This window comes from Clostridium sp. FS41 (genome assembly GCF_000954015.1).
GTDB lineage: Bacteria > Bacillota > Clostridia > Lachnospirales > Lachnospiraceae > Enterocloster > Enterocloster citroniae.
Genome location: NZ_JYHN01000069.1, coordinates 189,027 through 211,289, shown reverse-complemented (window position 1 = coordinate 211,289; position 22,263 = coordinate 189,027). Strand labels below are relative to the sequence as shown.

Here is a 22,263-nt window from a genome sequence, read left to right as displayed (position 1 = left end):
TGCAAGAGCAAGGGCACCGGGTGCCCGGGACAAGGAGGCGCGTACAGTGGAGACAAAAGAGAGTGCAAGAACCAGGATCGGTTTCTCCAGAATGGAGAAAAAATATGAATGGAAGGACCATGTGATCTTTATGGGGCTTCTGTTGGCCACGGCAATCTGGGTGAACAGGAATATTGAGATCAAGGGGCTTTACATGGATGACCTGTATTTCTGGTCCTGCTACGGGGAACAGGGATTCCTGCAGTATGTATTTCCCGTGGGCAGTACGAGGTTCCGATTCCTGTACTATCTGGCCGCCTGGCTGGAGATGGCGGTGGTGGGCAATCATGTGAACTGGTTTGTGCCCTTTAACGTACTGCTGAACGCAGCGGTGTCATGGTCCGTCTACCTTGTGGGACGCCGTCTGGCCGGCTCCAAGGCCATCGGTTTCCTGTGCGGTTTTATGTATCTGTCCAGCCGTATGGCTTACTACCAGATCGGCCAGGTCCTGGGGCTGATGGAGACCATGGCCCTGTGGATGGCCATCGGAATCCTATGGTATCTTTACCGCTATATGAATGAGGAGGACAGCCAGGGATGTATTTACCTGTCCTGCGCCCTTTATTTCGGCGTATGTTTTGTCCATGAACGGTATATGGTGCTGTTTCCGCTGCTTCTGTTCGCATTGCTGGTAAAGCGCTCCAAAGGGCCTTGGGAATGGGGGATCAGCATCGGTTCCTTCCTCCTTGTCCAGCTGATCCGGGCATTTACCATCGGAAGCATTCTTCCGGCCGGCACGGGAGGAACCCAGGTGGCGGACACCTTTTCCATAGGGGATACTATCCGCTATGCCCTGTGCCAGGCCGCCTATGTGTTTGGGATCAATGCAGGCCCGGAACACCTGAACGGCTGTCCGTGGGACCAGAGCCCGCTGGGAATCCGGCTCCTGGTGCTTGCGGCCGACCTGGCCATTGTAATTCTTGTCATTGGCTTTCTGGTAAAACTCATAAGGGATAAACGGAAGGATGCCAGGCTGCGGATCATCTGGAATTCAGTCCTGTTCCTGCTGTTTATCGGGGCCTGCATTGCGTCCTCCAGTGTTACCATTCGGGTGGAAATGCGCTGGGTCTATGTCTCCCTCACAGCATCCCTATTGTTTCTGGCATATATGTATGGGGTGCTGACCCAGGGGGTGAAGCCGGAGCTTTACCTGAAACGCCTGTGGCCCTGGGGTGTGGTGTTTGCCTGTTATGTGGCGCTGATGCTGCCCGTGGAGTTGTTTTACAGGGGATACTATCCCAAACTGTATTTGTGGCCCAACCAGCTCAGGTACAACTCTCTGGCTGAGGAGACTTATGAGCGGTATGGGGACAGTATTTTCGGAAAGACCATTTATATCATAGGCAACAGCTATGAGATGAGCGATTTTACTGCCCACACGTTCTTTAAGGTGTATGACAAGGACAGGACAGCGGAGGGGACCAGGGTGGAATTCATAGACAGTATCCGGGATATCGGGCTGGTGAACGACCGCATGCTTGTGCTGCGGGAGGATCCGGACCACAACGGATTCCAGGACATCACCCAGTTTGTGAAAGAGCTGAAGCTCCAGGTGGACTATGGCTACTATGAGGACGGATGGATGGACGAACATGCCAGCCTTACAGTCATGGCGGGAGAGACGGGCTGCATTGATCTGGAGATCATGTACCCGGGCGTCATGAACGGAGGGGAGGGCATCAAGATCACCATGGACCAGGAGGAGCCGAGGGTCATCCCGGTCCGCTCCACGGTGGTGAATACCACCATTGAGGCGGAACCATGGCAGATGGTACACCTGACCTTTGATTATAATTTTTATATGCCCAATGCCCAGGAGCAGCGGGGAGACGACAGGCTTGCCGCAATCGTGCATATGACGGCCAGGTAGCGGACGGGACGCCTGGTACATCCCAAAGAGAGGAAAAGAAACCATGAACGCAGAACGATACAGAAAAATCATATATTGGATGCTCCCTGTTCTGGGCGTTTTATTCTGCCTGTGGTATGTGAAGAATGCCACCTGCGATGTGGTATATTCCGATTATATCAGGCTGGTAAACAGCTATCTTCCCGATGTGTATGATCCGGACAAGTTCTTTGTACCGGATGTGCTTACCAGGATCCCCATCAATTACCTTTGCAGGATCGTGAACGTGGAACTGTTCGGATTCTCCATTACCTTTGAGCGGGTCCTGGGGGTGGTGAGCCTGGGGCTGGCCGGATGGGCATTCGGTATTTACTGCAGGGACAAACGAATCGGCTGCGGCTGGTTTGCCCTTCTCATGGCGGTAATGTTCAGCCTGAACAAATGGGAAATGCTTACAAACGGAAGCGGATGGTCCCATTTCTTTGCCTTTGCCTGTTTTTACTACCATGAACTGGTTCTGGACCGTGTGTGGTCCGGCGGGGAAAAAAAACATGACAGGATGAAACTCCTGGCGCTTCCCTGGCTGATCATACTGGGAACAGCAGGCCCTTACTGCGCCGTCTATGCAGTGACGCTCCTTATGTCCTACGGATTCTGCATGGTGCGGGACGGACTTGGGAGAGGGGAGCGGACCGGAAAGGGAGTCTTAGATGTCCGGTCCTGGGACATGCGGTATCTGGCTTATATGGCATGTACCCTGATCCCGCTGCTTCTTTATATTCTCAGCAATTCCTTTGCAGTGGAGGAACATGCCGGGGCCACGGGGCGCTCTTTGATGGAGATCCTTTCGGACAATCCCACATTTCCGGTACGGTTCATGCTCAAATCCTTTGCAGGGATCCTGGTGGGGGGAGAGGAACTTCAGGAATTGATGAGACAGGGGGTGCTGAGCAGCCGGATGTGTTACCTCATAGGCATGTTTGTCCTTTTGGGCTATGTGTATGCCCTTTATCTGAACCTGAGATTTAAGCTTTATGAGAGGACCATATTTCCCATGATGCTGCTGGTGGGAGGCGGGCTTAACCATGTGATCATATTCATATCCCGCTATATATTTGAGAGTGAGACATATGCTTTAAGTTCCCGCTACGCCCTGCAGTTCCAGGTGGGGATCCTGGGGCTGGTCCTTACCTTTGCGCTTGCCTGGAATGAGGGCGGGGGAAAACGTAGGGTGCGGCAGTGGCTGACGGCAGTATTCTGCCTTGCAATCCTGGCGGGAAATGGTTATACTACTTATCATGAGATCAGGAAGGCCCCAAACCGGGAGGCGAGCTTTGAGAAAAAGGCGGCAATGGCCCCGCTGATCCCGGGTATGAGCCGGGAGGAGCTGGAGGCCGCCAAGAAGGATCTGGAAGACACATACGAGTACAGGAAAGGCGTGGACAAGATCCAGGAGGCATTCCGTATCTTAGAGGAAAACAGGCTGAATATTTTCAGATAAAAGCACATAATGGAGGAAAAGAATGAAGGTTGTAATTTTAGCAGGCGGACTTGGCACAAGGATCAGCGAGGAGAGTCATCTGAAACCAAAGCCCATGATTGAAATCGGCGGAAAGCCCATTATGTGGCATATTATGAAGTACTACTCCGAATACGGATTCCATGATTTTGTTATCTGCCTTGGATATAAGCAGTACGTGGTCAAGGAATTTTTTGCGGATTATTTCCTTCACACATCAGATGTGACCTTTGACCTTGCCAATAACAAGATGGAGGTGCACAACAATTATTCCGAGCCATGGAAGGTGACCCTGGTGGACACAGGGCTTAACACCATGACCGGAGGGCGTGTGAAGCGGATCCAGCCGTATATTGGGAATGAGCCGTTTATGCTCACCTACGGCGATGGGGTATCCACAGTGGACCTGGACAAACTGGTGCAGTTCCACAAGTCCCATGGCAGGACGGCAACCATCACCACCGTGAACATCGGGCAGATGAAGGGGGTGCTGGATATTGATGAGGACAACACCATTATGTCCTTCCGGGAAAAGGAGGACAATGACGGCGCCCTGATCAACGGCGGTTTCATGGTGATGGAACCCGGTATCTTTGATTATCTGGAGGGGGATTCCACTGTGTTCGAGAAGGAGCCCATGCAGAGGCTGGCAGCTGAGGGGCAGCTTAAATCCTTTTACCACAGCGGGTTCTGGCAGTGCATGGACACCCAGCGTGAGATGAAGAAACTGGAGGAATTGTGGCAGTCCGGTAAAGCTCCCTGGAAGATTTGGAAAGATTGAGAAAAGCTGTGCGGCTGCGGAGCTGCCGGCAGTTGGAGAATGATTGATTGCAGGGAGGCGTTGGAATCATGACCATGGAAGAATTGACAAAGTTTTATAAAGATAAACGGGTGCTGGTGACAGGCCACACCGGGTTTAAGGGGGCCTGGCTTTCCAGGATACTCACATTGGCGGGGGCGAAGGTGACGGGGTATGCCCTTGAACCGCCCACGGATCCCAGCCTGTTTGAGATCGCAGGTCTTGAGGATACCATGGAGAGCGTGACCGGGGATGTGAGGGACCTGAAGCATTTGCGGGATGTGTTTGAACAGGTGGAGCCTGAGATCGTGTTCCATCTGGCCGCCCAGCCGATTGTGCGGGATTCCTATAAGGATCCGGTGTATACCTATGAGACCAATGTGATGGGAACCGTCCATGTGATGGAGTGCGTGCGGCTTACAGAGAGCGTGCGCTCGTTCCTTAATGTGACCACGGATAAGGTGTATGAGAATAAGGAGTGGGAGTATGGATACAGGGAAAATGATCCCCTGGATGGATTTGACCCCTATTCCAACAGCAAGTCATGCTCGGAGCTGGTGACCCACAGTTACCAGAAATCCTTCCTGTCCCAGGGACGCTGTGCTGTCTCTACTTCAAGGGCCGGTAATGTGATCGGAGGCGGTGATTTTGCCAATGACCGGATCATACCGGACTGTGTGAGAGCCGCTGCTGCCGGCAAGGATATCATTGTTCGCAACCCCCACTCCACAAGGCCGTACCAGCTGGTGCTGGAGCCCCTGGCGGTTTACCTCACCATTGCCATGAAGCAGTATGAAGACCGGCGTTATCAGGGATACTATAATGTGGGCCCTGATGACAAGGACTGCGTGACAACCGGACATCTGGTGGATATGTTCTGCCGCGTATGGGGACAGGGGATCAAGTGGATCGACCGCTATGACGGAGGCCCCCATGAGGCCGGTTTCCTGAAGCTGGACTGTTCCAGGATCAAGTCGGTATTTGGCTGGCAGCCCAGATACGGGGTGGAGGAAGCCATTGCAAAGACCGTGGAGTGGTCCAGGGCATATTTGGAGGGCGAGGAGATGCTGGAGGTCATGGACAGACAGATACGGGAGTTTTTTACCCGGGAGAATTGAGAGAGGAGATTTTGAACTATGTTTGATCATAAAACAGAAGCGGAGGCAAGAGAACAGATCCTTGCCATGGTGGAGGAATACTGCAGTACCTTCCATAATAAGAAAGGCCCGTTTAAGGAGGGTGACAGGATTCCCTATGCATCCCGCGTCTATGACCACCATGAGATGGTGAACCTGGTGGACAGCGCCCTGGAATTCTGGCTTACGTCCGGCCGGTTTACGGATGAATTTGAAAAGAAGCTGGCGGACTATCTGGGGATCAGGTTCTGCTCCCTGGTAAATTCCGGCTCTTCCGCCAACCTGGTTGCATTTATGACCCTGACATCCCCGCTGCTGGGCGAACGCAGGGTCAAAAGAGGGGATGAGGTCATCACGGTGGCCTGCGGCTTCCCCACAACCGTAGCTCCCGTACTTCAGTATGGGGCTGTCCCCGTATTTGTGGACGTGACCATTCCCCAGTATAATATAGATGTAACTAAGCTGGAGGAGGCATTCTCAGACAGGACAAAGGCGGTGATGATCGCCCATACCCTGGGCAATCCCTTTGACCTGAGGGCAGTGAAGTCCTTCTGTGAGCGCCATAACCTGTGGCTGGTGGAGGACAACTGCGATGCGCTGGGCAGCCGGTATACCGTGGAGGCGGAGGGAAAGGAGCAGACCAGATTTACCGGGACCATCGGAGACATCGGGACCTCCAGCTTCTATCCTCCACACCATATGACTATGGGAGAGGGCGGAGCCGTATACACGGACAATCCCCTTCTCAACAAGATCATCCGCTCCTTCCGCGATTGGGGGCGGGACTGTGTGTGTCCATCGGGCCGGGACAATATGTGCGGGCACAGGTTCGACAAACAGTTCGGCGAGCTGCCCCTGGGATATGACCACAAATATGTGTATTCCCATCTTGGATACAATCTGAAGGCCACCGACATGCAGGCGTCTATCGGATGCGCCCAGATTGAAAAGTTCCCATCCTTTGTGGAGCGCCGCCGTCATAATTTTGCGCGCCTGAAGGCAGGCCTTAAGGGGCTGGAGGACAAACTGATCCTGCCCGAGGCAGCGCCTCACTCTGAGCCCAGCTGGTTCGGCTTCCTGATCACATGCCGGGAGGGAGTGGACCGGAACCAGGTAGTGCGGTATGTGGAAGGAAAAGGCGTCCAGACCAGGATGCTCTTTGCAGGCAACCTGACTAAACACCCATGTTTTGATGAGATGAGAAGCACAGGCACGGGATACAGGATCGTGGGTGAACTGGCCAATACGGACAGGATCATGTCAGATACCTTCTGGGTGGGCGTGTATCCGGGAATGACGGATGAGATGATCGATCATATGGCAAAGACCATCCGTGAGGCAGTGGGCGCATAGTGAAAAGGAGTACGGTAAGATGAAATCAGATTATGATATGAGCCGGGTCCATCAGGCCAATCTGACGATCCTGAAAGAGATAGACAGGATCTGCCGCAAATACAATATCAAATACATGCTGGATGCAGGAACACTGATCGGTGCGGTCCGCCACAAGGGGTTCATACCTTGGGATGATGACGCGGATGTGGCATTTACCAGAAACCAGTACGATGCGTTTATGAAGGTGGTAAAAAGGGAACTTCCCCAAGGTCTGGAGCTTGTGGAGCCCGACAGCTTTCGGAATGGGAAGGGATTCTATGATTTTACGGCACGGATCATCTATAAGAACAGCAGGTGTCATGAAGACAGCCCGCAAATGCGGTTCTATGAGGGAAAGCTGAACCACCTGTGGGTGGACCTGTTTGTCATAGACAGGCTGCCTGCCGGCAGGATGGGGGCTTCCATTACAAAATTACTGCACATGGCGGTATACGGAATGGCCATGGGACACAGGTATGAGCTGGATTTTAAAAAGTACAGTCTGGCCAATAAGATATTTGTGGGTATCCTGGCCGGTGTGGGCCGGTGCGTCCCTATGAAGGCTATTTTCTCCATGCAGAGGGCCCTTGCATTAAAGGACAGGAAAAGCAAGGGCAGACTGCGCTACTACAGCAACTACCAGCCGGATTTCCTGTACGTGACCGTGGACCAGGACTGGTGCGACAATGTGGAGGACGCCCCGTTTGAGGATACACAGCTGATGATACCAAAGGGCTGGCATGAGGTCCTGACCCTTCTGTATGGGGATTACATGCAGCTGCCTCCTGAGGAGCAACGGGTTCCCGCCCACTCCAGCATGGAGATTGAGGTGTTTGATTAGAGTGAGTTTGAAAATTGCTCCGGCTCTGAATGAAGAAAGGACTTAAGACATAGTTCATGGACAGATTGTTATCGGTTGTGGTCTCAGTCTACAACGAAGAAAAGGCATTGGAAGATTTTTACAGAGAAGCAACGGGGGTACTAAAGGGGATTGCGTGGGAGTATGAACTGATTTTTGTAAATGACGGAAGCGGGGATCAGAGTTTATCCATACTGGAACGCCTTGCTGCAGGAGACAGTAACGTAAAGGTGGTCAGCTTTTCCAGAAATTTCGGCCACGAGGCCGCCATGATCGCCGGACTGGATTACAGCAGGGGGGATGGCATCATATGTATGGACGCGGACCTTCAGCACCCTCCGGAATGTATTCCCGGGATTCTGGAATGCTTTGAGAGGGGATATGAAGTTATCAACATGGTCCGCACCAGAAATAAGACCGCGGGTCTTGTAAAGAACATAACATCTTCCGGTTTTTACTGGCTGATCAATCATATTTCAGACGTACATTTTGAGGCCAATGCCTCTGACTTCTTTGCCATCAGCCGTCACGTTGCCCAGGTCCTGAAGGAAAACTACCGTGAAAAGGTGCGTTTTTTGCGGGGCTATGTGCAGAATGTAGGCTTTAAAAAGACTACAATAGAATATGAGGCCAGGGCCAGGGTGGCGGGGGAGAGCAAATACAGCATCAAAAAGCTGTTTGTTTTCTCCATTAATACGATTTTATGTTTTTCCAATATGCCGTTGAAGCTGGGAATCTATGCGGGGATATTCTCAGCCCTGCTGGGGCTGCTGGTTATGATTTATACGCTGTTTACGCGCAGGGGGGCGCCCAGCGGTTACGCCACCATCGTGGTGCTGATCTGTTTTATGTTTGCCATGATGTTTGTGATCATTGGCATTATCGGGGAATACATTGCCATTCTGTTTACAGAGCTTAAAGACAGGCCGATCTACATTGTTGACAGGACGGAAAATTTTGAGGAGATCGGGAAGTGATCATATGAAGGGGGCTTGACATGTTCAGGTTCCTCTTTTTTAATTTGGTTCTTTGGCAGGATATATTGTTTAAGTTTATGGAAATTTAATGCTTCCTTTCTTGACAATACCTGGCATAAGTGTTTATAATTGGCTACGTGACAATATGTCACAATGACATTGTGTCATTTTAAGGGAATATGAGGATACCAATGATAGCAAGGAGGCTGGCTTAATGCCTACACAGCGTTTTTTGAAACTAAAGGAAGAAAAGAAGCAGGCCATACTGGAAGCAGCTGTCCATGAGTTCTCCAGAGTACCCTATTCTTCTGCATCCATTAACCAGATCATCAAGGAAGCCGATATCTCCAGGGGAAGCTTTTATACATATTTTGAGGATAAGGATGACCTTATGCAGTATATGCTGCGTGGGTTCAGGGAGAGTTGCCAGGCAAAGGTGTTCAGGACCCTGAAGGAATCAGGGGGGAACCCGTTTGCAGCAGCGGTGCAGCTTTTGGAGGCAGTGATGGAGCAGGGAGAGGACGGCCTGGGATACCGCATGTACAGGAACATGCTTTCCGACCTGAGCCTGGTCAACCAGAACCATTTGTTTGGGATCAGTGGCTTCATGCTTGAGGATGAAGCCTACAGGACGTTCATTAAGAATATTTATGAGCGCATTGACAGGGATCATTACCCCATTGATGAAGAGAATCTGGCATATCTGGTGGAGATGCTCATGCTTATTACCATCAAGGCCGTTACCCAGTATTATAAAAATGTTGTGGATAAAGAGCAGCTTCTTACAGTGACCAGAAAAGAAATGCAGATCCTGGAAAAGGGAATCTGTAATATTACCACATTGCAACACGGACAAAGAGGAGAATCAAGATGAGAAATATGAAAAAATACGGACACCGGGCAGCTGTCTTATTGGCAGCATCCGCCATTGCCGGATCCATGCCCATGACAGCATTTGCCACCCTTGCAAGCAAGCCGGATGAGAACTACGCGGTTGCGGAACCGCCCGCCCCGGACATCACCAAGGACATCAGCCCGGAGTTTGCCTATTCTGCCGACAAGTGGGCCAGCCTAAGGGACAATGTAATGGAATACGGCGAACTGGCGGATCTGATACACGAGTATAACCCCACGGTGCGCAGCAACCGTTCCACGCTCAGCGACCAGAAAAAGCAGAATCTTACCGACATCAATGAACAGCTTCTGGATGATGCCAGGGATCTGTGGGATGATGCCAGCAACACGGATACGGATTCCTATAATGGCAGGATGCAGGCAGCCCAGCTGGATTTTGCAGGCAATTCCCTGGCCAAGGTGGCGGACCAGAACTATATGGACGCGGATATGTATAAGATAACGTATGACCAGACAGAAGCCAACCTTGTGTTCCAGGCCCAGCAGCTGATGGCAACCTATGAACAGTCCGCCTATACCATGGAGAACCTTAACGCCAGCAGGGCGCTGGCCCAGGCTTCCTACGAGGCAACCGTTGCGCGCAGGAATGCGGGAATGGCCACTGAGACCGATGTGCTAACAGCCCTTAAGAGTGTCCAGGACATTGATGCCAGCATTTTGTCGGCCCAGAAGTCAACGGACAACGTACACCGCAATCTTTGCATGATGCTGGGATGGGGAGCGGATTCCCAGCCTGAGATCCGGTCCATACCGGCGCCGGACCTGAACCGGATCGCGGCCATGAATCCGGAGGCGGACAGGGAACAGGCTGTTGCCAATAATTATGATGTGAAATATAATGAGCGTAAAATACAGAACCTGAGGTCCGAGGACCTGATCGCTTCCACAAACGCGACCCTGGAGGATGCCAGGAACAAGGTATACAACAGCCTTAAGACCCAGTACAATACGGTGCTGGATGCCAGAGATGCCCTGGATGCAGCAAATATAAAGTTCCAGCTGGAGACAGTGAACATGAATGCGGCATCTGCCAAGGCTGCCACGGGAAATATAAGCTCACTGGAACTGGTCCAGCAGCAGAACGCCTACACATCTGCCAAGAATGATGTTGAAACCGGAAAAATGCAGCTCATGCTGGCCATGGAAAAATATGACTGGATCAAAAAGGGACTTACATTCTAACATCAGGAAGCAGGAAAGGGTGACAATTATGATGAAGATATACAGCAGGTATTTACTTGGCGCTTCCATGGCTCTGATATTATCTGCTTCCGGCCCGTTTACAGCCCTGGCGCTCCCGGCGCCGGCTCCGGATGCGGAGTTTACAGAAGCCTATGCAAGACTGCAGGATAATCAGATGGATTATGATGAACTGGAAGACCTGATCAAGAACTATTATGAACCCATAAAAAAGGGATACGATGCCGCCACCAACACCTACACAAAGGAAATGGCGGATATCAGCAGCACCATGTTTGAAGCCGCACGGGAGATGGAGGAAGCAGCGGACGATATAGAGGATGCCGTAAAGAGCGGCCAGGTGGAGGCAGAGAAGATCCAGGATGAGATGGAGAAGGTATATACCAACCGCGGTTATGCAAAGCAGTACCGGCGTGTGGCCCAGTCCATGGGGATGAGCATAGGAACCTCCACAAGGGACGACAGCAAGGGAATGAAGTCCCTTCAGCGCCAGGTAAACCAGATCGTGTACAGCCTTCAGCTGGCCATGAACGGTTATGAGCAGCTTATGGTCAACCGGGATGCGGCTGCAAAAGGCGTGGAGATCGCAGAGACGGCAAAGAGCATACAGCAGACCATGCAGGCCCAGGGCCTTGCGGTGGATGCGGACGTGATCAGCGCGGCAGCCAGCCTTACATCTGCCAAATCCCAGCTGGAAGCCCTGGATACCCAGGCGGCCAGCCTTAAGAAGACCCTGTGCCAGTTTACGGGATGGGGACCGGAGGGGGACCCTGTGATCGGGACCGTGCCTTCAGCTGACGTGGCGGCCATTGCATCCATTGATGTAAATGCGGATAAGGAAAAGGCAGTAAACAACAATTATTCCCTGATCTCCCTCAGAGGGACCCAGGGAGGAGACATGAGCCAGATCGAAAAGGTGATGACGAAGTCCACCACCCAGGCCAGGAACAAGATGCGCAGCGTGGAATACAATGAAGATTCCGTGCGCTCCAATATCCAGACCCTGTATGATACCATACTGGAGAAAAAGGTGACCTTTGATTCCGCCTCCACAGCATGGCAGGCGGCTCAGAATACCTGGCAGGCGGCCCAGATCCAGCACGGCAACGGAAGCCTGAGCAAGATCGGCTTCATGCAGCAGGAGTTTCAATACCTGCAGGCCAGGGCCGCGTACAGAAGCGCGGACCTGAATCTTCAGCAGGCCATGCAGGACTACAACTGGGCAGTGGCCGGTCTGACTGTAGACGCCGAGTAGATATCTGGTTACAATAATCCCCTGTTTTTACCATAAAATTTGCCTATTGTCAAAGGTAACGGTAAAACGGGGGATTTTATGACTTTATTTTATTAATATTTTACAAAAAAACAACAGGTTATGAAGCTTATCCCTTGCAATTAAAGGAAAAAAATGTTATTCTTTCTATATAGGGGCATGAATAATTATCCAGAGGAGAGTGGTAACAAGTAGTTGGTTTTGTTCTTGAATTGAGGTGATTCTATGTTAACGAGACAGGTTGACAGTAAGGAGAGGATATTCAGACCCATTCCCATCTCCTATTTAATTCAGACAGCAAATCAATTTGACTGTGACATCTATGTTACTAGCGATAAAACCACGGCCAACATTAAGCGGTACGATGAGGTAAAGAACTTCAGAATGACCGGTTTTCTGACTTTTTACTTTAAGGGAAGCGATGAGCTGGAAGCCGAAGACAGAATACAGAGTATTCTTTGGGAGGATAAATAAGGGACAAGGAGCGTAGCAACTATGCGATGTAGACACTAAACGAGGGCTGTAAGGGCGGCCCTCGTTTTGCTGTATCTTTTTGTGATCATTCTCAGGTATGCTTTTCATGGTCCAGGTAATGCCTGGCGTCTTTAAAGAAACTCCACACGATCAATACAATGATAAAACCAATGGGAAATGCAGCTATAATGGAAACCGTCTGCAGGTTGGCCATGGAATTCTGCGCAAAGATCAGGGCAATGGGCAGGAGCATCAGCATGATGGCCCAGAACAGCTTTACGGATTTGTCCGGATCCTCGTCAGCGCCAAGGGCCTTATAGGAGTAGGAGCTGGCAACCATGGTCAGGGCGTCAAAGGAGGTTGCGTAGAATGCGATCATGGTAATGGCCAGCAGGACCAGTCCTGCTTTTGCCAGGGGCATGGTTTCAAATACGGCGATGATCGTCTGATACAGGTCGCCGGTCTGCTCATAGAACGCCATCAGGTCCAGCTTTCCGTGCATCTGAAGTCCCAGGGAATAGTTGCCCAGAATGATAAAAGAGGTAAAGGTTCCGGACAGCCCGAAACAATATCCTCCCAGCACGGTCTGGCGTATGGTCCTTCCCTTGCTGATGGTCCCGATAAAGAATGGGGTGGCAACACACCAGACCATCCAGTATGCCCAGTAGAAGATCGTCCATGTCTGGGGAAACGAGGTGGTGCGCAGGGCATCGGTCCAGGTGGCCATGCCGATGAAGTTCTGTGCCATGTTTCCCACCGCAGTGATCCCCGTCTCAATGATGTAACGGGTTTCCCCGCCAAAGAAAAGGAAGTAGGCCAGCAGGGCAAAGAACAGGTACACGCAGGATGCAGCCAGTTTTGCCACGCCCTGCATCCCAAAGTATACTGCCATGGTGTATACGATACAGATGATCACAAGGATGCCAATGGTGAGAAGGTTGCTTTCAGCAATTCCGAACACACGGCTTAAGGCCATGGACAGAAGAGGGGTTGCAAGGGAAAAGGTGGTTGCGGTTCCTGCCAGCAGCGCGAACACGGCTGTCAGATCAATGATCTTCCCCCAGATGCCGTCCACCCTTTTTCCAAGAAGGGCCCTGCAGGCTTCGGAATATTTCTGCTTGCTCCGTTTGCGCACATGGATCATGAATCCAAAGGCAACAGCCAGTATCAGGTAAAAGCTCCACGGTATGGGACCCCAGTGGAATAATGGATAGGTGGAGGCCCAGTCCTGCTGTGAACCCATGTCCAGGATGTGGGATTCGTTTGCGTACAGCATCCATTCACAGAGTGAGTAAAACAGGATGTCAGCGGCCAGGCCGGCGGTGAACATCATGGAGCCCCACTGAAAGGAGGAATACTGCGGCTTTTCCAGGTTACCCAGCTTTATTTTCCCGTATCTGGAAAATGCCATGTAAAAGGAGCAGATCAAAGCCCCCAGCCCAATGATCAGATAGTAACTCCCCAGCTGGTCGCCCAGGAAAAAGCGGACGGATTCCAGTATGGAGGTGGATCCTGAGGGAAATGCCATAAAAAGGAAACATAATGTGACAATACAGATAAAAGGTATGATGGTGGTGATCCAGTCCAGGCGCTTCGTCAAGGTCTGTTCCTGTGGGATGTTTGCTTCCGGTTTCATTCTATGTCCTCCTTTGGTGTTCAAAAAAATAAAATTAAGATTTATATTGAACATATTATCATCAGTCCCTGGAAAAAGCAAGCGGAATTTGGAAAAATAACAATAATTTTGTAAGAAAAAAGGACTGTTAAATTACAGTAAACTTCGTTATAATAGTACCGTTGACAAAAAGGAGGTTTTTATATCATGAGAAAATTTGGAAAATTATCATTGATATTAGTGGCTTTAGTGGCCATGCTCTGCGGCTGTACACAGAGTAATATCGTATCACCCAGCAGCGGACTGGTGGAAGGAGACGGACAGCCTGATCTGGAAGTAAGAAAAGACATTGACATTGACTGGACAGAAGTAAGGGAGGATCTAAGGGACAAGTTCCTGGAGCCATACGGGGAATTTGCAGATTATGTTATGGACATGGATGTGAGATATGATAAGGACAGCGGCCTGGTTACCCTGCTTCTTCCTGTAAGCCATAAGACGACAGGGGAAATCGCCACTGTGTTTGCCCAGACCGTGTTAAAGGAAGTGGGCACCTCGGTCTCCACCCAGAATTTTTATTATGAAGCTCCGGAAGAGGAAGATACGGACGGGACATACTATGGAAGCTACTTTGATGACCATGACGTCCTGGTGCAGGTATTCTTCTATGATAAAGAGGGCGAGACAGACACTTATCTGGTAAATGATACCGTGAAGGCCGGAGAGCAGAGAGCGCTGGTGGCCCAGAATTAATTAAGGAGATTATGGGAATGCGAATTGACAGATACTGGAAACAGGCGGCGGCAGGACTGCTGGCCATGATGCTGCTCATGACTGCGGGGAGCAGCATGAACAGCTTTGCAATGACTGATTCACAGCCGTTTAAGGCCCAGGGACAGGCCCTCACCTCGCCTGATAAGATTATCATAAAGGATGACCAGGATAACAGCCAGTCCGCACAGTCCAACCAGGCAGCGGCAGTGATCCAGCCCGCACAGTCAGGAGGCCAGGCAGCAGAACAGTCACAGGCAGCAGAACAGTCACAGACAGCAGGCCAGGCGGCGGGCCAGACCACAGGGCAGGCCGCAGATGCGTCTGCCGGTTCTTCGCAGGCAGCGGCTTCAGACCAGCCTGTGATTCAGACAAAGGCACAGATCGCACAGTTCGGTGAGGTATCCACTCCTAAGACGGATGCGTCCTCTCTGTTTGGGGCGGGACGCCTTACCATGTACGCCAACCACAATACATCGGCCCAGCTTTTGTCGGTTATTATTGAGACAGGAGAGGGCGGTCTGATCGTTGTGGACGGCGGATGGACCGACAATGCCGATTTTTTGCTGGAGCAGATCAAACAAAAGGGCGGTCATGTTCAGGCCTGGCTGATCACCCATCCTGACTCAGACCATGCCGGCGCCCTTGCGGATATCCTTTACAAACACAACGGCGAGATAACCATTGACGGGATCTATTACTCATTCCATGAGGACAGCTGGTATGCCGAGAAGGACCAGGAGGTAGCCAACATGGTATCCTACCTCAAGGGAGCGTTTGCCCTTGTGCCCCAGGGCACACTTCACGGCGACATCGTGTCAGGCCAGGTCATTAACGCAGGTCCGGCCAAGATCCAGGTGCTGAACAAGGCATATAAGACAACCAGTGATTTTGTAAATAACAGCAGCGTGGCATATCTGGTTTCCCTGAACGGGACCAATGCAGTGTTCCTGGGAGATCTGGCAAGGGCCGGAGGAGCCCAGCTCATGGCGGACCACGATCTGAGCGCGCTGAAGTGCGACATTGTCCAGCTGGCCCATCACGGGCAGAACGGAGTGGACTATGAAGTGTACAAGGCTTTAAGGCCCAGCGTTGCCCTTTGGCCCACACCTCAGTGGTTGTGGGATAATGACAATGGCGGCGGCGCGGGAAGCGGCCCGTGGCTCACCCAGGAGACAAAGAACTGGATGGTCCGTCTGGGCATCAAGACCTCCTACTGTATCAAAGACGGAGACCAGGTGATCGAATAGAGACTTTGCCTGATTAATAAAAAAGTACGGTTTTCCCAGAAGCGCTCCGGGGAGACCGTACTTTTTATCATCATATTTATCATCACATCGGATGTCCTGAACAGTTACATATGCGGGAAAAGTTTCAAACACGCTTTAGTCATCCACACACGGAAGACCGCTGTGATAGGAATAGTTTCCCAGTTCGGAGAGCAGCATCTCCAGTGTAGATGTCCGCAGGAGCTGTCCCGTATCCAGCATGGAATTGATCATGTAAAAAACCGTGCTCAGCTTTCCCAGGGACTGCTTAAACAGGTCCGGGAAGGAGGATTTGGAGGCGATCCGCTTATCCCAGGGGTTACACCAGGTCTCATGGTGCAGGTTCAGACTCCAGGCCGGATTCTCCACTATATCGGTGACCAGCTTGCTGGAGGCCACGGGATTCTTCAGGAAAATGGATTCAAAGAACTCGATCTTATCCTTCTTGCGGCTGTTGGGGTCCGACAGGGTCCTGCATCCAAAGCGCAGGGCCAGTATGGAACGGTGGATCATGGGTGCTGTCACCTGATACCGGTTCTTGTAGCTGAGGGGATAGAACGCCTCATTGATACAGTCTGACAGGAAGCGGGAAATAAACTGGGTTTCCATGCCATTCAGGCAGATGGTAGCGGCCTGATTAAACTGGGACGGCTTTTTCCTTTTATACTTTTGAAGAAGAAGGGCGTCAATATCATTCTCCAGCTTGGCATGAAGACCGTGGTAATAGGAACCAGGGTGGTGGACATCATACTCTATGCGCCCGTACACATATGGATGGCAGATGGAATCTCCGATATAATGGCAGATAAAGCCGCACATATAGGCCAGTCCCTCTTCCCTCTGCTGCCTGGAATCAATCCTGGAAAGCTGCAGGAAACAGCAGCGGAAAAAGTCATTCACATGATGCTCATGCATATAGGAACCTACATTGCGGTGGTCGCGGTGGCGCAGGATGGGCAGGTTGTAGAAGAACATATCCGGTCCCTGCAGTCCCAGCTGGTAAAGCCACCGGTATTTGGCAATGATAAACTTCAGATTGTTCTGCGGCATATCATTGTATGCTTTCATGCCTAAAATGTAGTGGGTTGTAAAACCTGGCATCGGCATACCTCTTTTCTCAATCATTCTCACCCTCAGTGGACAAGGGTATCCCAGGTATAGGGAGCGGTTTGGCGCACTCCTGAACTGTTACAATTATTTTATCATAAACCACCTTAAATTGCGAGGTACAACCACAAGAAAATTCCTGGAATTGTCATAGCAAGCATATTTGGGGAATAAGACATTTAATAAGAACTCATAGTGGACGGTATATTATTAATATGATGAAATGGCTGGAGCGGATACACCAGATGGTATGGGGGCCATGGACCCTTGTCATATTTCTGGGGGTTGGTATTTATTTTACTGTTAAATGTCATTTTTTCCAGATAAGGGGTTTTTTATACTGGTGGAGCCATACGGCTGGCCGTATCCTGTCAGGCAAGGCATCAGAAACAGGGGGACAGCAGGAATCGGACCATGCCGGGAAGGGACATGGGGAGGCCAAAAAGGGAATCAGCCAGTTCCAGTCCGTGTGCACGGCCCTGGCGGCCACTGTTGGCACGGGCAATATAGCGGGAGTGGCCACGGCCCTGACCGCAGGCGGGCCGGGAGCCCTGTTCTGGATGTGGATATCGGCCCTGATCGGCATGATAACAGCTTATGTGGAGACCATGCTGGGTATACGGTACCGTTATAAGGACAGTGAGGGCCATTATGTGTGCGGTCCCTTTGTGTACATGGAGCGGGGCCTTGGGATCAAGGGGATGGGAGTGCTCTACAGCTTTCTCTGCCTTATGTGTTCCCTGGGGATGGGCAGCATGGTCCAGGCCAATTCTGCCATCAGCACCATGGAATACACGTGGCAGGTCCCTGCCCTGGCCGGAGGGCTGGTGTTTACAGGGATCCTGACGCTGGTCATATGCGGAGGCATCAGCAGGATCGGAAATGTGGCGGAAAAGCTGATGCCTGCCGCCTCAGGCATTTATATCATATTTTCCCTGATCGTGATATTTTCCTGCTTTGACAGGATACCGGCAGCCCTGGCGTCCATGGTTTCCTCGGCATTCTGTCCGGAAGCGGCGGCGGGCGGCGGCGCCGGCTATGTGGTGAGCCGCAGCATCCGGTATGGAATATCCCGGGGTGTGTTCTCCAATGAGGCAGGCCTGGGAACCCTGGCAGTGCTCCATGGGCCGGCGGAGAATACCACGCCCCATGAGCAGGGGATGTGGGCCATGTTTGAGGTGTTTTTTGACACGGTGATCCTCTGCACCCTTACCGCCCTGGTGATCCTGTGCATGACGGACTCGGCGCCGGAAACCGTGCCTTATCAGGGAGCGGCCCTGGCGGCCTGGTGCTTCAGCGGGCGACTGGGACTTGTGGGAGAGTATCTGGTCAGCGGTTCCATGGTGGTGTTTGCCTTTGCCACCATTATGGCTTGGTTTTATCTGGGGAAACAGGCGGCAGCATATTTTGTCAGCAGGACAGGGCTGGGGGAATATGCGGGCCGTAAATTTGCGGCAAGAGTCTATCCCCTGCTGTTTCTGGGGGCAGTGTTCCTGGGCAGCGAGGCACGTCTGGATGTGGTCTGGATGCTGTCGGATATATGGAACGGACTAATGGCATTTCCCAACCTGACCGCCCTGCTGTTTTTGTCCAGGGAAGTGACGCTGCCTGAGGGATTTCGCGGAGGATTGGGAAGGAGAGCCGCGGGAGGGAAAACAACCCCTTGAAAATAACGGTTGATACGGCTATAATTAGCCTACAGGAAATATCGTACCATAGACAGGCTGCGGTTCGGCAACGGCCGGACCCGGAAAGGAACAGCAATGGAAACAAGACGGATTTGTCCGAAATGCAGAAAGAAATTTCCGCCGGATGCAATTGTGTGTGAGGAATGTGGGAAGCAGCTGATCGATGTTGCATCAGATTTTGAGGCGTCCTTTCAGATGGTGAGGGACCCGGTGCTCCTGTCCAATGGGCATAAGGTGGACACCGTATATCTGGAGGAGGCGTTAAAAGAGAGGAACATACCCTATTATGTGGAGAAAGGCCAAAATACCGTGCCTACCAACCGCTATAAAGAGGGGATTGTGGAAATCGTACCTTATACAAATTATTATGTGGATAAAAGTAACTGGAAAACAGCCCGGGAGGCCCTAAAAAGTGCCGCCCAGGAGACCAAAAAGGACGAGGAGGCCCCGGTGGTATTTCTGGATATGCCTATGGAGGAGCCGCAGGATGCTCCAAGGGACATGTCAAGGGACACTTCAAAGAAGACTTCAAGGAACACCTCAATGGGCGCATCCAAAAATGTTTCCAATGATGATTGGGCGGATTCGGAGGAAGATGGCGGCCGGGGACTGTGGGGCTGGGTTACGGAACAGGATATGGCAATGAAAGTGATTCTGGCCGGAGTCATCCTGCTCTTTCTTCTGGGGCTGTTCAAGATCATATTGTTTTGACAGGAATGGGAACTGAAAAATGATGGGAGGTCTGATCCTCCCAAACGTAAAAAACGTATCATCCGCGGATGATACGTTTTTTGAAAAAGTATTATTAAAAGGGAGGAGAGCTGATAATTTCTTATCAGCTCGAGTATTATGAAAAAAATCTTGTAAGCGTTTTTTATGTGACAGCTTTGTATCTCTCTGTCTATGGTTAAAGTATATACGGCAAAGATGAAGAAAAAATGTTGATTGTGTAAAAGGTTTTTGAATGAAATATGAACATTGTGTGAATGAGCCGGTTTCCACAGCGGCCCCATGCCATTGTTACTGTTTTTGAACCTGCCTGCGAAAGGGGATTTGACTGCATTTTGCCTGCGTGATTTAATCAAGAACATGGACGCGGGCGGTGAGGACCGCCGGAAAGGGGTATGGTTGTGGGTGTGGAGCGGGGGACAATGTTTGTACCGGGGTATGGATAGAGATAATGGATGTGAGGGAAAAGAAGGCAAAAAGAGCCGGGAAAGAGAGAAAGGTCAGAGCCGTCAAGCTGGAGATAAAGAAAATGCGTTCTGCCAGAAAGAGGGCGGATCATAATCTGGTCCGGGAGGGGATTTCAGACGCATACTGGATCCTGGGCATCAGGCGGGACAGGAAGGATCAGGCATTGGACCGGCTGTGCGGCAGCCTAGACCCGTATGCGGGCCAAATGACGGACGTTGGCGCCGGTATGGAGGCGGGAGGGGGATTTACATCCGCCGATGTAGTGGTTTCAGAGGGAGTGGGATTTTAGGGAAAGTATACTTATGGAGCCGGTTGTTTGGGGATAAGAGGAGAATGAAAGGGACAAAAAAGTATGAAGTTGTGAAGTATTTGTGAAATTAGCACTCGCCTATTGACAGTGCTAACAATAAGTGGTATAACGTAGCCAGAACAAAGGAAAAGGGATCAGAAGGGAAGGCTGAAATAATGGGTTCTACTCCCACAGATCCGGATTCCCAGTCCAAAGAAACAAGGTACACAAGCATATAAAAAAAGGAGAGATGACTTATGTTAATGCCTAGTATTTTTGGAGAAAACTTGTTTGACGACTTTTTTGATTTTCCATTCTTTGATGATAAAGAGCAGAAGAAATTGGAAAGGAAGCTGTATGGCCATCGGGGCAAGAACCTGATGAAGACCGATATCAAAGAGACTGATTCCGGCTATGAGCTGGAGATGGACCTGCCGGGCTTTGCTAAGAATGAGGTAAAGGTTTCCCTGAAGGACGGCACGCTGACCATCAGTGCGTCCAAGGGGTTTGACCAGGATGAGCAGGAGAAGAAGACAGGAAGGTACATCCGCAGGGAGCGCTATGCAGGGGCCTGTGAGCGTTCCTTCTATGTGGGGGAGAACCTCACGGAAGCTGACATAAAGGGTGAGTTCAAACACGGAATCCTGAAACTCTTTGTGCCGAAAAAGGAGGCAAAGCCTGCGGTGGAAGAGAAGAAATATATTACCATAGAATAATGATGGAGCACGATTAAAGCATCATTGGGACAGTGAGGGGTCAGCCAGTCTGACCTCTCCTTTCATGTAGAGCCAAGATCAGAAGGGAAGTGAGGAGAATGAAAAGAGACTACTATGAGATTTTGGGCATTGACAAACATGCGGATGCGCAGGCAATCAAAAAAGCATTCAGAAAGCTGGCAAAAAAATACCATCCGGACAGCAATGAAGGGAATGCACAGGCCGCAGAACGTTTTAAGGAAGTTAATGAGGCTTATGACGTACTGGGAGATGAGGAAAAGAGGAAACTGTATGACCGGTTTGGTCACGCTGCTTTTGACGCAAGCGCAGGGGAATATCAAGGCGCCCGTGACAGTGGCTTCCAGGGAGGATTTCAGGGCGGCTTCCGGAATGGTTTTCAGGGTGGTTTCCAAAATGGGTTCCAGGGCGGTTTCCAGAATGGTTTCCGGAGCGGCTCTTACACCAGGCCGGGGGGAGGCTTTCAGGAGTATCATTTTGAGGGCGGGGAGGACATGGACGATATTCTAAAAAGCCTGTTTGGCCATGATTCTAACAGGAAAGGTTCAGATCTGAAGGCTGAGATAGAGATCAGTTTTGATAAAGCTGCTTTTGGCGGCAAGGAGCGCGTTCAGCTGCAGGGCAGCGGGCTGGAAATGACAGTCCTGGAAGTCAATATCCCGGCAGGCATTGCATCCGGGAAAACCATACGCCTAAAGGGCAGGGGGAATCCGGGAACACAAGGCGCAGAGCCAGGGGACCTGCTGCTCACGGTCAGGGTAAAAGACAAACCGGGATTTCGCAGGGAAGGCCAGGATGTGTACACCACGGTCAGGATCCCATTTACCACAGCGGTCCTGGGAGGTGAGGCAACCATTCCCACTCTTTATGGGGATGTTGTATGCAAGATAAAAGAAGGTACCCAGCCGGGCAGCAAGATCCGGTTAAAAGGAAAGGGGATCGTGTCCATGGGGAATCCGTCTGTTTACGGCGACCAGTACGTGACCGTGGAGATCCGGGCGCCGAAAAAACTGACAGAGGAAGCCAAACAAAAATTAAGGGAACTTTCCGGCATATTGGCGGCCTGAGCGAAACAAATCGGAGTTCTCCTCCATGATGATAAAAATTATCGCTGGAAATACTTGCCACACGGGGTTTGCCCATGCTAACATGGGGCTGCTTTTATCGTGTGGCAATTTTT

At 51.1% G+C, this 22,263-nt stretch carries 20 protein-coding genes; 18 read left to right on the top strand and 2 right to left on the bottom strand.

Annotation, left to right across the window (positions count from 1 at the left end; genetic code table 11):
* The first annotated feature begins 46 nt into the window (after positions 1-46).
* The 11 genes from CLFS41_RS22525 to CLFS41_RS22475 all read left to right on the top strand — a co-directional run bounded on the left by CLFS41_RS22525 (position 47) and on the right by CLFS41_RS22475 (position 12,414).
* Positions 47-1,909, top strand: coding sequence for a glycosyltransferase family 39 protein (locus CLFS41_RS22525; RefSeq protein ID WP_045093525.1), 1,863 nt, complete (start codon positions 47-49; stop codon positions 1,907-1,909).
* Between the two features lie 43 nt (positions 1,910-1,952).
* A complete protein-coding gene (locus CLFS41_RS22520) occupies positions 1,953-3,389 on the top strand; it encodes a hypothetical protein (RefSeq protein WP_045093524.1) in 1,437 nt (478 codons plus the stop codon).
* A gap of 22 nt (positions 3,390-3,411) precedes the next feature.
* The gene (gene rfbF, locus CLFS41_RS22515) at positions 3,412-4,188 is read left to right on the top strand and encodes a glucose-1-phosphate cytidylyltransferase (protein ID WP_007866682.1); all 777 of its coding nucleotides are present in this window, start codon (positions 3,412-3,414) and stop codon (positions 4,186-4,188) included.
* Between the two features lie 68 nt (positions 4,189-4,256).
* Positions 4,257-5,324 (top strand): CDP-glucose 4,6-dehydratase, encoded by a 1,068-nt coding sequence (rfbG, locus tag CLFS41_RS22510; RefSeq protein ID WP_007866679.1) that lies wholly within the window; start codon positions 4,257-4,259, stop codon positions 5,322-5,324.
* A gap of 18 nt (positions 5,325-5,342) precedes the next feature.
* Positions 5,343-6,695 carry a lipopolysaccharide biosynthesis protein RfbH gene (gene rfbH, locus CLFS41_RS22505; protein ID WP_045093523.1) on the top strand — a complete coding sequence of 451 codons (1,353 nt, stop codon included), beginning with the start codon at positions 5,343-5,345 and terminating at the stop codon, positions 6,693-6,695.
* Positions 6,696-6,714: 19 nt separating this feature from the next.
* A complete protein-coding gene (locus tag CLFS41_RS22500; protein WP_007866676.1) occupies positions 6,715-7,557 on the top strand; it encodes a LicD family protein in 843 nt (280 codons plus the stop codon).
* A gap of 56 nt (positions 7,558-7,613) precedes the next feature.
* Positions 7,614-8,552, top strand: a complete 939-nt coding sequence (locus CLFS41_RS22495; RefSeq protein WP_007866674.1) for a glycosyltransferase family 2 protein — start codon at positions 7,614-7,616, stop codon at positions 8,550-8,552.
* A 214-nt stretch (positions 8,553-8,766) separates the two neighbouring features.
* Entirely contained in the window at positions 8,767-9,426 is a 660-nt protein-coding gene (locus tag CLFS41_RS22490; RefSeq protein WP_007866672.1) for a TetR/AcrR family transcriptional regulator, read from the top strand.
* Positions 9,423-10,649, top strand: coding sequence for a TolC family protein (locus CLFS41_RS22485; protein WP_045093522.1), 1,227 nt, complete (start codon positions 9,423-9,425; stop codon positions 10,647-10,649). The genes CLFS41_RS22490 and CLFS41_RS22485 overlap by 4 nt, the downstream gene beginning before the upstream one ends.
* A 28-nt stretch (positions 10,650-10,677) precedes the next feature.
* Positions 10,678-11,922 carry a TolC family protein gene (locus CLFS41_RS22480; protein ID WP_048929951.1) on the top strand — a complete coding sequence of 415 codons (1,245 nt, stop codon included), beginning with the start codon at positions 10,678-10,680 and terminating at the stop codon, positions 11,920-11,922.
* A gap of 243 nt (positions 11,923-12,165) precedes the next feature.
* Positions 12,166-12,414, top strand: a complete 249-nt coding sequence (locus CLFS41_RS22475; RefSeq protein WP_007866664.1) for an HPr family phosphocarrier protein — start codon at positions 12,166-12,168, stop codon at positions 12,412-12,414.
* Between the two features lie 91 nt (positions 12,415-12,505).
* Here CLFS41_RS22475 and CLFS41_RS22470 read toward each other — a convergent pair whose 3' ends face one another.
* Positions 12,506-14,050 carry a BCCT family transporter gene (locus CLFS41_RS22470; protein ID WP_007866661.1) on the bottom strand — a complete coding sequence of 515 codons (1,545 nt, stop codon included), beginning with the start codon at positions 14,048-14,050 and terminating at the stop codon, positions 12,506-12,508.
* 186 nt (positions 14,051-14,236) lie between these two features.
* Between CLFS41_RS22470 and CLFS41_RS22465 the strand changes: the two genes are divergently transcribed.
* Complete coding sequence (locus CLFS41_RS22465) at positions 14,237-14,782, top strand: hypothetical protein (protein ID WP_007866659.1); 546 nt, start codon at positions 14,237-14,239, stop codon at positions 14,780-14,782.
* 17 nt (positions 14,783-14,799) lie between these two features.
* Positions 14,800-16,050 carry an MBL fold metallo-hydrolase gene (locus tag CLFS41_RS22460; RefSeq protein ID WP_007866637.1) on the top strand — a complete coding sequence of 417 codons (1,251 nt, stop codon included), beginning with the start codon at positions 14,800-14,802 and terminating at the stop codon, positions 16,048-16,050.
* Positions 16,051-16,185: 135 nt separating this feature from the next.
* On the opposite strand, the gene CLFS41_RS22455 is transcribed toward CLFS41_RS22460, so the two are convergent.
* On the bottom strand, positions 16,186-17,169 hold the full coding sequence (locus CLFS41_RS22455) for a zinc dependent phospholipase C family protein (RefSeq protein ID WP_045093521.1): 984 nt from the start codon (positions 17,167-17,169) through the stop codon (positions 16,186-16,188).
* Between the two features lie 221 nt (positions 17,170-17,390).
* On the opposite strand from CLFS41_RS22455, the gene CLFS41_RS22450 reads away from it, so the two are divergent.
* The 5 genes from CLFS41_RS22450 to CLFS41_RS22430 all read left to right on the top strand — a co-directional run bounded on the left by CLFS41_RS22450 (position 17,391) and on the right by CLFS41_RS22430 (position 22,150).
* The gene (locus tag CLFS41_RS22450; protein WP_007866633.1) at positions 17,391-18,842 is read left to right on the top strand and encodes an amino acid carrier protein; all 1,452 of its coding nucleotides are present in this window, start codon (positions 17,391-17,393) and stop codon (positions 18,840-18,842) included.
* 96 nt (positions 18,843-18,938) lie between these two features.
* Positions 18,939-19,574, top strand: a complete 636-nt coding sequence (locus tag CLFS41_RS22445; protein WP_007866631.1) for a zinc ribbon domain-containing protein — start codon at positions 18,939-18,941, stop codon at positions 19,572-19,574.
* Between the two features lie 475 nt (positions 19,575-20,049).
* Positions 20,050-20,349 carry a hypothetical protein gene (locus CLFS41_RS22440; RefSeq protein ID WP_152649063.1) on the top strand — a complete coding sequence of 100 codons (300 nt, stop codon included), beginning with the start codon at positions 20,050-20,052 and terminating at the stop codon, positions 20,347-20,349.
* Positions 20,350-20,606: 257 nt separating this feature from the next.
* The gene (locus tag CLFS41_RS22435; protein WP_045093519.1) at positions 20,607-21,065 is read left to right on the top strand and encodes an Hsp20/alpha crystallin family protein; all 459 of its coding nucleotides are present in this window, start codon (positions 20,607-20,609) and stop codon (positions 21,063-21,065) included.
* Between the two features lie 98 nt (positions 21,066-21,163).
* Entirely contained in the window at positions 21,164-22,150 is a 987-nt protein-coding gene (locus tag CLFS41_RS22430; protein ID WP_007866626.1) for a DnaJ C-terminal domain-containing protein, read from the top strand.
* Positions 22,151-22,263: the final 113 nt, after the last annotated feature.

Bases quoted from the DNA above. Each gene is read 5' to 3' on its own strand.
- CLFS41_RS22485 (WP_045093522.1), top strand. From the start codon at position 9,423: ATGAGAAATATGAAAAAATACGGACACCGGGCAGCTGTCTTATTGGCA.
- CLFS41_RS22520 (WP_045093524.1), top strand. From the start codon at position 1,953: ATGAACGCAGAACGATACAGAAAAATCATATATTGGATGCTCCCTGTT.
- CLFS41_RS22465 (WP_007866659.1), top strand. From the start codon at position 14,237: ATGAGAAAATTTGGAAAATTATCATTGATATTAGTGGCTTTAGTGGCC.
- rfbF (WP_007866682.1), top strand. From the start codon at position 3,412: ATGAAGGTTGTAATTTTAGCAGGCGGACTTGGCACAAGGATCAGCGAG.
- CLFS41_RS22475 (WP_007866664.1), top strand. From the start codon at position 12,166: ATGTTAACGAGACAGGTTGACAGTAAGGAGAGGATATTCAGACCCATT.
- CLFS41_RS22470 (WP_007866661.1), bottom strand. From the start codon at position 14,050: ATGAAACCGGAAGCAAACATCCCACAGGAACAGACCTTGACGAAGCGC.
- CLFS41_RS22430 (WP_007866626.1), top strand. From the start codon at position 21,164: ATGAAAAGAGACTACTATGAGATTTTGGGCATTGACAAACATGCGGAT.
- CLFS41_RS22445 (WP_007866631.1), top strand. From the start codon at position 18,939: ATGGAAACAAGACGGATTTGTCCGAAATGCAGAAAGAAATTTCCGCCG.
- CLFS41_RS22455 (WP_045093521.1), bottom strand. From the start codon at position 17,169: ATGCCAGGTTTTACAACCCACTACATTTTAGGCATGAAAGCATACAAT.
- CLFS41_RS22495 (WP_007866674.1), top strand. From the start codon at position 7,614: ATGGACAGATTGTTATCGGTTGTGGTCTCAGTCTACAACGAAGAAAAG.
- CLFS41_RS22435 (WP_045093519.1), top strand. From the start codon at position 20,607: ATGTTAATGCCTAGTATTTTTGGAGAAAACTTGTTTGACGACTTTTTT.
- CLFS41_RS22500 (WP_007866676.1), top strand. From the start codon at position 6,715: ATGAAATCAGATTATGATATGAGCCGGGTCCATCAGGCCAATCTGACG.
- CLFS41_RS22460 (WP_007866637.1), top strand. From the start codon at position 14,800: ATGCGAATTGACAGATACTGGAAACAGGCGGCGGCAGGACTGCTGGCC.
- CLFS41_RS22490 (WP_007866672.1), top strand. From the start codon at position 8,767: ATGCCTACACAGCGTTTTTTGAAACTAAAGGAAGAAAAGAAGCAGGCC.
- CLFS41_RS22480 (WP_048929951.1), top strand. From the start codon at position 10,678: ATGATGAAGATATACAGCAGGTATTTACTTGGCGCTTCCATGGCTCTG.
- rfbH (WP_045093523.1), top strand. From the start codon at position 5,343: ATGTTTGATCATAAAACAGAAGCGGAGGCAAGAGAACAGATCCTTGCC.
- rfbG (WP_007866679.1), top strand. From the start codon at position 4,257: ATGACCATGGAAGAATTGACAAAGTTTTATAAAGATAAACGGGTGCTG.
- CLFS41_RS22450 (WP_007866633.1), top strand. From the start codon at position 17,391: ATGATGAAATGGCTGGAGCGGATACACCAGATGGTATGGGGGCCATGG.